Origin of the sequence: Legionella sp., assembly GCF_047605385.1 — a bacterium.
In the GTDB taxonomy this organism is placed as follows: domain Bacteria; phylum Pseudomonadota; class Gammaproteobacteria; order Legionellales; family Legionellaceae; genus Legionella.
Map to the genome: position 1 here is coordinate 1 of NZ_JASGFU010000062.1, position 14,207 is coordinate 14,207.

Consider the following 14,207-nt stretch of genomic DNA (forward strand, 5'->3'; position numbering starts at 1 on the left):
GTTGTAGGTTGGGCCTTGGCCCAACTGGTATCATCATAACCTATTGTTGGGCCAACGCCCAACCTACGATTTTCTTTAACTTAATGACAGAGAGAAAGAGGAAATAGCCTTAAGTTGACGCCATTATGTGAACGATTACCTTTATTATCATTGGATCACTTATGCCACATCTCCTAGAGGCTCCTTTTTATTATTTAAGTTTTAAATGCTCTTTTTTTTCCTCTAGAACTTATCTCTGGAGCTCTGATAAAGCTGGAGAAACAACTGATTTAAGCTACAACTTTCTGAAACAGTTAAAGCAATGCCCTAAAGGCAGTACGCCCACACTATATTTCTGTGAAGATAAAAAAATAACATGGCCGTCAGTGAGGAAGAAAAGATTTAAACTATCTTTAGAAGTTTTTGATGAATTGGACGAACTTGGGCCTTGGCATGGCCATGCCTCGACTATAAGCTTAATATTAACAAAAATCTCTGCATTAATTGGTTGCGATAATGCCGTTGGTATTAATTTTAGAGAAGTATTTCTTGTTCAAGAAGGGGAAACTCCCCCATCCCATTTCCGACCAGGTATAGATATCTGCGTAACAAGCGAAGCAGAATATAAAAAAAAGCGAGATCGGTTTTCTTATCAATTGGGAAAATTTATTTTCAATGAATTTAAATCACCTTTTGAACTCCAAGAAAAATGGCAATCTCCATTAAGTCCTCCTATTACCTGGAGTAACTATCAAACTCCTTTTAAAGACTATTATTATTTTGACTCTGCTTTAGTTTGCCATACCCATTTTTATCAATTTGTTTATAAGACTCCATCTGCTACCATTCCCTCTATTTTTGCATTTATTTCTCCTATATCTATCATCGAATTAGTACCTTTATTGCAATGCTATAAACTAGCTTCGCAACTAGCTTCGAATCAGCAGGAGATGACGCTTGTTTTTAAAGGGAGTCACTACGAGAATGCTCTGGAACGGCAACAACTTTATGACGACTTAACAAAGCTGATTGCACAAAGTGAATGCACCTTTATGGTGCATGTTATTTTAATTACTAAAGATAACCTGGAATTTAATCTACTTGATTTAAAACCTAATACTCAAGAGAAACTAGGACAATTTCAACCTTTAGCACAAGGTGCAGGATATTCTTTATCTTCACCCGAAATTTTAGTGCCTATTTATCGTAATATTCAGACTATAGCTCCTTCTTTTGATGATTGGTTACCCTTTCCCTCTGACACAATCAAAAAACCTCAGATACAAAAATCTCCTGGAGCTTATATTCATGCACAAGAGGTAAGTCAAGGTACAAGAAAATCAAAAACCTTAACTCAAGGACAACTAAAATCTAAAGTCAAATTATCGGTGTCACATCAAGAAACGATAGCACAAACTCAAGTTGTAAATGAACAGGTACAAGAAATCCAGGCTCTAAACCTGGAGCAAGAATTTAATTGCTCTTCTGAGCATAGCACTACTTGGGACTCAAAGACCAATTTGGATGGTTTTTGTCAACAACTAGAGGTTTTTGCCAAAATAAGACTACCTTTAGTAACAAAAGATGAGCATATGCAAAAACAAGGAGGTTATGTGACGCAATTTTATTTAAAAAATCACAGCAGGCGCCATTTCTATGAACAATTAGCCAATAATAAAAACTTTCGCTTGCAAATAGCAGCGAGATTATTTGGTAATGCTTTAATAGAATCTTCAAACGAATCTGACGACTTGGTCAAAATTCAATTACCACATTTGTTTATAGATAATATTGAAAAACTTACTGGTGCAAAATTATGTAATTATATTGAAAGAATACAAGATGGTTTACCGTTAAAGAAATCTTGCATTCAAGAGACATACTTTTATGGACGTACTTTATATGACATTAATAGTTTACCTTTAAATTATAAAGCCATAATTAATCCCCCTCCGCTTTTTTCTAATTTGGCAAGCCATAATACAGATTCAAATGGATTTCAATTTCCTCTAAATTATTTTGCATTGCTGACATACAAGGACCTGGCATCTGTTAAACCAGCAAAACGTAAGGAATTGATACATATTGCAGGGGATTTATTAAAATTATTTCAACCCCACTCTCCATTAAGCTCAGAAGAAATTCATAGTCTGGAAGAGAAATTTTTAGATTTAATGACCTTTTATTTTCCGGATCAGCCCCAGGATCTCATTTGTTTGCACCAATTTATTTCACGTTTTGCTGCCCATAATGAAGATAATTTAAAAATCTTGCTGCAAATAATTATTAGTAAGCATAAAGAGGGAATGAAATTATTTTTTGGATTATTATCTTTTTTAGAGAAACGGGCTCTTTTAGATAATTTTTACAAAATTTATTTTCAATATGCTGTCAGCATTGGATCTGTTGACCAATTATTAAAAGCACCCCATTATGATGTTTTTCTCCAAATCGCCCTTCGAACTCCGACGGGAACATCCATAAAAGAACTACCCATCTTTGAGAAATTCATGCACTCTTTGCTTGTATTTCTAGCAAAAAATGCGATGTCTCTGCACCCTTTTGATGTATCTAAACTAGAAAGTCTTTTTCAGCGTCTTTATTTAAAGTTTTTGTCTTATAGCGGTAATCAAGAAGAAGACGCACAAAAACTAATGAATAATCTCATACAACAATTAATCAATGAAGATGGTTTATGTATTGCCTCATTTACAAATATGGATACATTTTATACAGGACTAGAAGATTTGCTTGATCATGCAATGGAAAAGCATGTTTTAAAAGAACAAATCGAGGAAATTCAAGAAGTTTCGCTATTACCTGCAGATGCTCCTTACGCATGTAAATGGAATGGCTTTAAGTTAATATGTCCTGAAATGCAAATTCATGCTAGTACCATTAACCCCTTAACAAAATCCTATGCCATTTCAAATGCAGAGCTTTTACAAGCAATCAAGGAGCATAAACCAGGAGATGCTTATCTTAAAACTGCATTATTTCGTTATTTAGGCACACAATCATTACGTGAAAACATCGCCTTCTATCGTACATTGTACCAAGCAACCATTCAAACACAAAATGAAACTGCTGTTTATATTTCACAGCTCTTATGCACTTATTATGTTGCAACCTTCACTGGAAATGGGTATTGCCACGATATTAATGAAACAATATTTTCTGAAAATTTTATTGGCTTTTTGAGAAAACATCATTTAAATAAAACCTTATCACCAACCCAGATCTCCACATGTATTAATGATTTTTTCCTACATTTACATCAAATGCCAATTGATAAGCAAAATGGAATACAAAGCTTATGGAGTATTTGGCGGAAAGAAAATATTTCTGCATTTAAAATTGCCAAAACCCCCATCCCGGAAATTTTCTTAAGAAAATTTGCCGCTAAAAAATTAGGGTTTTTCTTATTATCTCAGAAAGAAAATTTGCAAAAGGAACTTCATGCTTTAAATAGCGACCTGATAATTACGAAAGTGCTGATTAATCAATGGCTTACTGAATACAATAGTTTAGAAGAACATAAAAAAATCATCAGGAAGTATTTAAAAACACTATACCCAAGATTAGATATGGGAACTTTGTTGCAAAATATCACCAAAATGGCAAGTTTTTTTGAGTCAATGTCTTCTATTTTTCGCAATAATCCCAAGAGCATGTTGTATTTAGCCATGGACACTCTTATAGAAAACAATGCTGATGTTGATGCTTTTTTGTGCTTGATAGAACTTCTGGCAGCAGGGATGGAAAAACATCCTGCCATGCATAATATGGCTACATCTTTTTTACTTGGTCTGGCAAAAAAACCACAGCTTTTCGCCACCTTACCCCAAGCAAAAATGTTAATAAATGTGCTCATGGAAGCCTACCTAACGATCGAAGTTAAAGAGGGCTCAGCTCTCCTTCTAAATCTCACTGAAACCTTACTACCTCTAGGCATCAATGAGGCTGAACTAGTAATTCCTGTGCTTATCTCAATGGTGAAAAACAATAATGGGTTTCAGTTCCTGAATACTCACTCTTATTTAAATGCACCGCAATTAAAAGAAGCAACAAAGTTCATTCAAAATGTCCAATCCTCATTAGCTTTCGACATTTTGAATTGGTTGTATGAAAAAGATTCAACTTATGATCTTACAGAACTAAATACTACTTTAAACGATAAAACAAGCGAAGAAATTCAATGCTTATTAATGCTGGCTTATACGATTTGCCAATCTACAAACCGAGATATATTGGAAGAATTACAACAGCTGCAAACTAAATCATTAAATGGACTAAAGAAATTAGTACAACTTCACCAGTTATACCGTATCACTACTGAAGAAATTTTAACGCTTTTAAATAGTCCTTCTTTAGACGAAGCTATAGCATTATTTCAACGTCAAAAATATCAAGAAAATCCGCAAAGGTACTACTATGAGCCACAGGTTGTAAAAGCAAAAATCGCACAAATTAGACTGAAATCACATCAAGCAGAAGATGAGTTTCCATTAAGCAATGAAGAGCAAAATAGTATCTGGCATGATTATCAACTTCTAATGTCTTATATGGCAGAAAAGCCAATTAAGGTGGAAGTCTCAGGAATTACTAAAGAATGTACCATCTATAATTTAGAAGAACACGAATTCCCAATCTTATTCAAAACGCTGCAGGAGCAAATTTCTAAAAGAAAAGAAGTCCACCACGATTATTTATTATTGATTGCTTTGAGTGCAGAAGCTCTTTATAGAACTACCAATAAATTTCCGCGCAGCACGCAAATTCTAGCCTTACTCAAGCGTTTGCATTATCTAAACAACTCAATTCATGAAATTAAAACTGGTGAGGGAAAGAGTATTACAGCAGCGATATTCGGCGTTTTGCTTTGTAGCTTAGGGAAAACGACTGATATTGCCACTGAAAATAACCAATTAGCTAAAAAGGCTTTAGAAAAATTTTCTCCATTTTATCAGTATTTAGGAATTCCTCATGGAAAAAATATTATTACGCCCCAAAGCGCTCATTGCGAATATGTTGCAAATGGCATCAATTATTCCACAGCTTCAAACCTGTCTCTTTTCCGAACTCGTATGGCCCTTGAAAAGAAGGCTCTTCCTGAAAATCCTGCTCTGATATGTGATGAGATCGATGCTATATTAACAAATGTCGTTCAATTTCGCTTGGCCGCAACCTTAGACCCCCTGCAAAATGATACGAAATCATGGGCTCAATTATATCAGTTGATTCTTGACTTTGTGCAAGAAAAAGAAATTTATCATAGCAATCCCTGCACTACTCAAGAAGACATTTTTAATTTACGCAACTATTTTATTACCAAAAAAATTAATAAAGATTTTCTTGCTTTTACTAGCCAAATTTCCGATGAGTTACTCGACGTTTTAATTGAATCAGCGATGGTGGCTCACGAGTTGAAAGAAAAGGTAGACTACTATATAGTTGAAACCAAGAAGTCGGGCTCAACACATTATTATGCAGCACCCATCATTTCTAGCACGAAAAGGCCTGATCCCAATGTGAGCTATGCAGAGCATGTGCAACAGCTATTGCATACATTACTTAATAGCCGAAAACCAGCACCTACTTATCCATTCATTATTGAACCTTGTACTAAAACACTGGTGACTACTACAGCCAAAAATTTTTTTGATTATTATCGTATCAATAATGGTCTTATTATTGGACTAACAGGAACTGCTGGATCTTATGTTGAGCTAGCAGAATTTTATGAGCAACAAAACTTAGTAGCGTTTAAGTATCCTACGTTCAACCTCGACCTTTCTGAGGATTTAGGCTTGGTAACCGCTTTTGGAACAGATGACCACTTTAAAAAAGTTTTTGATTGGATTGTAAACCATAAAAAACAAAAATCGGCACAACCTATTTTATTAATCACTCGTTCGCCGCAAGCCACAGAGCAACTGCATCATTTCATAGCCATAAATACTCAATGGAAATTACAATGTTATCACGGTTATGAAGAAGCAGGAAAATCAGAAGAAGATGTGATTTATACCGCGGGCAAAGAGGATTATCTCACCATAGTGAACCAAAGTCTGGGACGAGGGGCTGATTTTGAGCCAGAACACGAAGATGGTTTATTAGTTATTAATACTTGTACTGATCTGACCCCAAGTGATTTACGACAAATACAAGGAAGAGCTGCTCGCAATGGTAAATGTGGGCAGTTCATTTCTATTATTGATGCACAAGCAATTGGGTTACCTTCTGACTCAGAAGAAATATTGACCCAAGCATTTAAAACTCATCAACATAATATCAGTATTAATCAACAGCAAGAACGCTTGAAAATACGCTTATTAGGAGATACTCGCTATCTGATTGTCAATAAATATATTCTTAAGTTTCGTGAAACAGCCGATGCAATTTTGGCACGGCAATTAGGTGAGGGAGCATCTATTGTATCTCATGAAAATTTGCTACGTACTTTAAGCACACTCAATCAACGTATCGAAAAATATCATGCAGACCTATTAGAAAAACATAACGTAATAGATGAAGATGCCAGCAGAGAGTTTTTAGCGATGCTCGTTCAAAATCATCAAGAGATACTCGATCAGTGGTTTCCAGAAAATAAATATAACGAAATACAGTTTATTGAACCTTCAATTCCTCTTGACGCTTTAACTACAGCAATTACGCAACTAAAAGGAACCAGGGTTGAGCAATTAAGTGCTTTAGCCAGTATTTTTCATTGTCAATGGAAAATAGAGGGACATCAGAAAACAATACAAAACTTCCAAATGTTAGATAGCATTATAGAAACATTTGACTCGTATTTAAAAAAGAAATGCAGCTTTAATCAGGCCCTGGGACAAGCTTTAGACAAAAACGAGGTGCTCACTCCCCAAAAAATTGATACTATAATAGTTGAAATAAAGACCAGCATCGATGAAATGCTTAATTATGCTCAAGCGATTCCTGTCATAGGAAATCTCTTACCCATTGAACGTATCAAAAAATTTATTACTAACTACCTAAATACAACCAAAGCCCAAATTAAGGAAAAAAGATGGGATGAGGTGCGACTGCCCGAGATCGACATTTCAGGAGTAAAGGCATGGTTTAATGGAATAAGTACTACTTTAACTATGAGTTCTATAGTTTTTGGTGGCCCCATACCCTTTATTGTAAAAAGCTTTATTCTACCTACCGTACTTGGATGGATAAAAAATAAACTGAAAAAGCAATTTTCCGACTCAGAATCACTCATAGCTCAAATGCTAATCGCTCTTGATGATATTGGTGATGCATTATCGGAAATGATTAAAGCACTTAACGAGTTGTCTGAAGAAAAAGAAAGAACAATGGGTTTCTTTTTAGATAGGTTCAGCCCTCTAGTAAAAAATAAGGCTCTTCTCTTGGCTTTAACAAAATATTTGGAGCTAACCAAACAGCAAGAATATATTCCCTTTGTGCAAGCTATGCCAGCTGTTTTTGATATACTAGAAATATATCGTGATCGCACACTCGACAATCTAGTCACTATTGATACTTTAATAGAATTTTTACAGCAAGCCTCCCATTCAGAGCCTATCTTAAAACTTCTAGAAAACAGCCCCTATAAGGAATGCTTAGAGCAGACTTCCCAATTAGATGCTCATTTCATCTCGCAGATTAGCACTTTTTCTTTGCCTGCGTTCTTTAATTTGCTCAAGGTCATTGCCCATCCTGATTTCTTTACCCTCTTAAATAAACTTCCTGCAGGCACAACTTATGAACAATTGTGTCAATGGCTCGAACATATACCTGAAAATTTATCACCGAACACTCGGCAAGCAATTCAAGAGTTATTAGATTATCAAACCGATCCCGAGCGTATTGCTAAAGAAAATGAACAGGCACTACAAAATTTACGTACCCTATTCAGCTTATCCACAGAGAAGCTTAAAACTGAATTAGATAACTTAAAGCCTCAGATTTTTAAAAACGCAGAAGAAACAACAACGATACTCGAACCTCAAACATCACAAAGCAACTATTTTTCATTAATACATGCCTCAATGTTTTTAATACCTATAACATTACTAATTTGCAGTGTAATCTATCTTTCAATTAGCCTTGCTTTTACCAGTCTCTTTATCTTTGGATGGTTAGCATTTCCTCATATACAAGAGCAAATTTATACATGGCGAAATGCTAAGCATGAACAATCTATGCCTGAGCAAAATCCACTGCATTTGCTTAACAAAAAAACAGAATTGCTCTCCAATCCTAATCAAGAAGCACAAGTCCATAAAGAATCACTTAAGACTGACACGATGGATCTACAAGAGAGTAAGCTCACAATAACTGATTCAATTTACAGTTTTTTTGCTCAAAAGATTTTCAAAAAAACAACTTTGCAACAAGGCCATAACTATAAACAAGATGTCATGGAATCGAGAAGCCCATGACCGAATAGAGACTTTGATGTTACCAAACAAATCTTCAGATATTTAATTAATACCATTCCAAATATGCAAGACCGCATAACTGCGCCATGGACGCCAGCATTGAGACCTTTCTTCAGCTGCTTGTGCACTAATACCTCCTAAGCGATTACGTATAGCGATATCTTCCTTTGGAAAAGCATCAGGCCAGTGTAAGGCGCGCATGGCAATATAATGGGCGGTCCATTGCCCAATGCCTGGTAAGTTAAGTAATTGGTTTATGATTTTCTCAGGATTTACACCGGGCCGTAGATGAAATGTTCCCGTAGTAAAAGCTTGAGCCAAGGCAAGAATACTTCGTGCTCGTGCGCTGATAATCCCTAATTTAGCTATATCATCAATAGTTTTTGCAACAACTTGTTCAGGCTTTGCTGTCAGCAAATAAAGTTCAGGAAAAGGAGTAACAATTGATTCACCTAAAGCTTCAGCGAAACGACAAGCAATGGTAGTTGCTGCTTTGACCGTTATTTGTTGGCCTAAAATGGCACGAATTGCCATCTCAAATCCATCAAAAGCTCCTGGAACACGCATACCAGGATGCCATTCCATGCTATTTTTTAGCTGTTTATCCTGAATTAATTGTGTATATATCAAATCCGGACGGGTATTCAAATCAAATAAATGGCGTAAACGACTTAGCAGTGCAGGTAATACTGGAGTTAAAGTATGGGGTAGCTCCACCAATAATGCATGTTTTTGGGGAATATGTGTTACCTTAAACCATCCTTGGTACTTTCCTAAATCAACAGTACGTGCATAGCTGGATTCAGTGATGTATTCTACTCCTTTAATACTTCTTGCTTTTAAAAAGGCCAACATCTTATCCCCATCATATGGTGGTCTATAACTTAATTGTAAGGTGATGGTTTGTATATCTTGTGCTTTTTTATCTTGAAGAAATGCCTCCTTACGTAAGCGTGAAGGAGGCATTTTATAGTGCTTGCGGAACACTTCATTAAAACGACGCACACTTGTAAAACCACTAGCAAAAACTACTTGAATAATGGGCAATTTAGTATCTGTTAATAATTGTTTTGCCAGTAATAAGCGACGAGTTTGTATTAATTCAATAGGTGACACCCCAAATTCTTGGTGAATAATACGCCGTAATTGTCGCGAACTAAGAGAGAATTGTTGAGCAATTGCTTCCATAGTTCCACCTTCATGAATTAGCCCCTCTTCCATTTGTCTTGCCATTAAATGGGCAATACGTTGAACACCATCCACAGGCGCATTTCCTGGAGCTAATTCAGGACGGCACCGTAAGCAAGGGCGAAAATCTGCTTTTTCTGCTGCCTCAGCGCTGGTAAAAAAATGGCAGTTTTCTCGTTTAGGAGTTCGCGCAGGACAAATTGGCCGGCAGTAAATACCAGTAGATAAAACCCCTACAAAAAATACACCATCAAAGCGGGAATCGTGTGATACAAGTGCATTATAAGCAATATCGCCATCAATCATTTCATTTACTTCACTTTAAAATATTTACTCTTTATTAATTATAGAAATATTCCCTCTTTTTTCTGGCTATTTTCGGACATGGAAGTTTTTTTAATTCTATGTCCGAAAACAGCCAGATATAATTTACAATCAAGCTTATAGTTTTAAAAAGAGCACTATGGGAATAAAATCATGACTTATTATTATAAAAATATGCCCTCCCCTGTAGGCATACTAAAACTCGTGGTTAGTAATAAAGGTTTGGCGGCAATTCTTTGGGAAAATGAAAATCCTAAACGTGTACCTCTTGGACTTTGTCTGGAAGACAATAATTACCCTTTGCTTTTGGAAACAGAAAAACAATTAAATGATTATTTTTCTGGTACAAGAACTCAATTTTCACTAAAACTTGATTTTGGCGGTACCCAATTTCAACAAAAAGTTTGGCACGCTTTAACAAGCATTCCTTTTGGTGAAACACGTTCATACCAACAAATTGCTCAGCAAATCGGACATCCGAAAGCTGTTCGTGCCGTGGGAGCCGCCAATGGTAAAAATCCCATTTCCATTGTTGCCCCTTGTCATCGAGTGATCGGTGCTAATGGTAAACTTACTGGATTTGCCGGCGGCTTAACGATCAAGGCTTATTTATTAAACATGGAGAAGACCAGGAAGTTATAAAAAAGCCGTCACTCAGAAGAGTTTACTGCAAAGTATCCCTTTATATGGCACGAAGGGAAGTATTTACCCTTTCTTCCGGTGATGCGCATGCAGCAATCCAAGTAGAGCCTAAGCGAGAAATAAAGACAATGCTTTCCACCAAAGCATTAATTGGCGCCATGATTGCTAAAGCAAAAGACAAAGAAAGATGCATACTAAGATTCTGTACATTTTCTAACGCATGTCTTGGTTTGCATATGATTACATTAGCAATAGCATCAAGTGCAGAGATAACAGCCTTGAATGCGTGTCCTAATGATCTAAAACCAGAATCAAGCTCAGTAGTTAGAGGAGAAAACAACTGCCCTAGAAAATCCATTACATTTTCATATGGAGAAAAAAAGCGTGAACTTTGGAAATAAGAAGATGAGGGCAGCAAATCCCCATAGCTATTGTATGCTTTTTTAAATCTATCGACCAGTCTCATTTTTGACAAATCATCAGATTCTTTTCCAATAAACCATGAAGAAAGGATCCTGGTTAGCAATTCAATTGACGCAGTCAGAGCACGGACAGGAGCCATTATTGCCGAACAAAAAGCCAGTACAAGATTAGCAGAACATTCTCTTAATGCATCTACTGCATAACCTGGTTTTATAATTAATAAATTACCTACAGCACGTACCGTTGCCCAGAGGGCTCTAGTGGCGTAGTAACAAGCTTTTAATCCATTTACAATTGGTAAATAGCCTACTTTTAGTAACATTTCCCAAAATTGCTTACTATTCTCATACGGATTAATAAAGCGTTTAGCTGAAAAATAGCTACTCTCGGGTACTATTTTATCTAACTGTGGTTTCAGTTCTTCAAAAAAACCTGCCATGTTGCCTCTACAATAAATAGTTAAAGGCTAAATTATAACAGAGTATTATTTTTGATCAACAAAAACTCACTTTAAAAGAAATACAAAAGAGACAATTACATAATTAACGCAACAATTCTTTTAACAGTGAAATGAAATCATCTGGAAAAATAAAAAAACATCAATGTAACTTTTTTTTTGAGAAATATCTACTATAGTTTAACTGACCAATAATTAGAATAATAAATCAGGGGATATCATGTTACTACGAAAAACCGTTGTAACCTTATTACTATGTGCCCTCAATATTCACTGTTTCGCTACTGAAGAGCGTGAAATTGCGATTACCATTGATGATTTACCTTTTGTTGGTTCAGGCTCAAGCACTCCAGCCAGTTTAAAAAGAACTCAAGATCGATTTATGGCTCTAGTGAAGGCCTTGGTAGATAATCAAGTTCCTGCGACAGGTTTTGTCATAGGTGAAGCAGTAGCTAAAAATGAATGGGATTTACTGGAAACCTTTCGTAATCAAGGCTTTTCCTTGGGAAATCACACTTATACTCATCGTAGCTTAAATGGCATGAGTGCCGAGAAATACATTGCCGATATTGAACGCGCCGATACCAAATTAGCACCAGTAATGACTGAACCTAAATACTTCCGTTATCCTTATCTTGCTGAAGGCACTGGAGCTAAAAAGCAAAAAGTAATTGAATATTTAGCAGAACATCAATACACCATTGCTCCTGTAACCATTGACAGTAAAGATTATGAATTTAATGCGCGTTTTTACCGTATTCCTTATCATAAAAGAACACAGAATCTTGAGCAATTCAAACAACGTTATTTAGCCTACATTTGGAAACAAACATTAGCTGCTGAACGTGGGGCAAAGAAAGTAGATGGACAACCTGTAAAACAAATTTTATTAATTCATGCCAACTTGCTCAACAGCTTGTGTTTAGATGATATATTACAAATGTATAAGAAGAATGGTTATAAATTTATTAGCTTAGCGGATGCATTAAAAGGAAATACGGCACAACCATTAAATGATCATTCAAATAATCTAAAAGAACAAGTTCCTTCGGAGGCAGCGACACAAGGCACTTTTGATGTCAAACAAATAAAGCCAGCAACTTGAGATAAATTTTTCTCGTTAGAGGAGAAAAATCAATTAACATAAAATAAACACTTAGATTAGATAGCATGTATGTTGGGCTTTGGCCCAACATACTTTTATACTGTTTGAACTAGTTGGATAAGCATTAAATTTTAATGAAATCGCCCTGTATATCTACCGACATATTGAGTTATCTAAGGCACGATAACTCAAATACGTAAAAAACTATTTTCAATATTGTCAGTTTTTCAGCAAAGGCTTAGGCTGATCACTTTCTTTTATATTTTCTTGATTCTCATGCTTCATGTCTTTTAATGCTTTTTTCATATCATTAAAAGAGTTTACTGCCTGTTCTGATTTGTGGCCAAACTTATCCACAGCTAATTTAGAAACATCATTTAACAATCCTTTCACTAAATCAGGATCAAAATTCTTTTTATAACAAGAATCAGCACTAAATTTCTCTGTTCCTTCCTCTATTTCCTTCTTGGGATCAAATTTCGATGACTTTATTACTATAGCATCGAGATCAAACTTCATATGAGGTGTGTTCTCTCCAATCACTTTCACTGCAGTCCATAAATATTCAAGTTGCTCTGCATTCTCACCACTCAAAATGATCGGATTTTTAGCTGATGGTGGCTCTTTTAAACCAGCTAACAACTGAGTTACCATAGCCATGGAATAAACTACTCTACCATTAGGATCAGTCGCTGGAGGAAAAGAAGTCACCGTTAACTTGGTTTTTGGAGCCGCCTCATTAGTAATACGCTCTTCAATAAATCGACCTACTACTTTGTCCTTAATATCGACCGTATGTTCACGAAAATAATTAGGCGCTACTCTATTTACCATTTCATAGGGTGCACTTGTACCATTAGGCTTAGAAACCGTTAAAGAAGCACCTAAACCTTTGGTCTCACTGCCACCTAAATATTTACTTTTTTCCGCCATTGGATAATCAGTGTAAGATATTCTAAATGTTGTAGACACTTGTCTAAGATCTTTAAGGCCTTCTCTTGCTTGTTTTAGAGTTTGGAACATACCTTGATTTTCTTTATTTCCTTGTACCCATCCTTGCATGGAAGTATGGATGCGTAATTCATCCTCGATTATCCGCAAATAACTGATTAACTCCTGTCTATAGATCTCCACTTTCTGCTTATAATTACTATCCGCTAATTGATTATCAGAAGATAAATCTGATAAACGTTTTTTTATTACAGAGCTCTGATTATTCAAGTCAGATGCAAGTATCTTCGCGCTATCCACTAATTTTCTTAAGTGAGGTTCTAATGTTATAGCCTCTGCTTTAGCAGATTCCTGAAATGCAGGGTTAAGCCCTACTACAGGTATTTTGCTTAAATCTTTTAATTGTGTGTTTACTTTGTTTAAACTATTAATCTTTTCTCTAAGGCCTTCTAACTCTTCAAGATTTTTTGTAATTTCGTTAATCGAGGGAGCAAATTTTTCTGAGTTATCCTCTTTCTTAAGAATCTTACTAGAAGTAGCTTTCATTGCTTGTTGTTCTAATCCATGAATTTTCTTTTCAAATTCATTACTCTTTGTATTTAAAATCTTTATCTTTTCTGTTAATCCATTGTTCACATCTAGCAATTCGCTTTTTTCACTCTGGATTTGAACAAGCGCTTTTTGTTGATTACTTACTTCATTCTTT

General features: G+C 35.6%; 6 protein-coding genes. 3 read left to right on the forward strand and 3 right to left on the reverse strand.

The genetic code is table 11. The features are described from left to right. Positions 1–161: 161 nt before the first annotated feature. The gene (locus QM652_RS11760; protein ID WP_415076020.1) at positions 162–8,411 is read left to right on the forward strand and encodes a preprotein translocase subunit SecA; all 8,250 of its coding nucleotides are present in this window, start codon (positions 162–164) and stop codon (positions 8,409–8,411) included. A gap of 42 nt (positions 8,412–8,453) precedes the next feature. On the opposite strand, the gene QM652_RS11765 is transcribed toward QM652_RS11760, so the two are convergent. Then, positions 8,454–9,905 carry a DNA-3-methyladenine glycosylase 2 family protein gene (locus QM652_RS11765; protein WP_415076022.1) on the reverse strand — a complete coding sequence of 484 codons (1,452 nt, stop codon included), beginning with the start codon at positions 9,903–9,905 and terminating at the stop codon, positions 8,454–8,456. Positions 9,906–10,076: 171 nt separating this feature from the next. Here QM652_RS11765 and QM652_RS11770 point away from each other — a divergent pair, with 171 nt between their 5' ends. Next, complete coding sequence (locus tag QM652_RS11770) at positions 10,077–10,565, forward strand: methylated-DNA--[protein]-cysteine S-methyltransferase (RefSeq protein ID WP_415076024.1); 489 nt, start codon at positions 10,077–10,079, stop codon at positions 10,563–10,565. Between the two features lie 40 nt (positions 10,566–10,605). On the opposite strand, the gene QM652_RS11775 is transcribed toward QM652_RS11770, so the two are convergent. Further along, a complete protein-coding gene (locus QM652_RS11775; protein WP_415076026.1) occupies positions 10,606–11,427 on the reverse strand; it encodes a type IV secretion protein Dot in 822 nt (273 codons plus the stop codon). A gap of 238 nt (positions 11,428–11,665) precedes the next feature. Here QM652_RS11775 and QM652_RS11780 point away from each other — a divergent pair, with 238 nt between their 5' ends. Next, positions 11,666–12,550 carry a polysaccharide deacetylase family protein gene (locus QM652_RS11780; protein WP_415076028.1) on the forward strand — a complete coding sequence of 295 codons (885 nt, stop codon included), beginning with the start codon at positions 11,666–11,668 and terminating at the stop codon, positions 12,548–12,550. Positions 12,551–12,769: 219 nt separating this feature from the next. Here QM652_RS11780 and QM652_RS11785 read toward each other — a convergent pair. After that, the coding region (locus QM652_RS11785) for a hypothetical protein (protein WP_415076030.1) at positions 12,770–14,207 on the reverse strand (1,438 nt) is incomplete at its 5' end.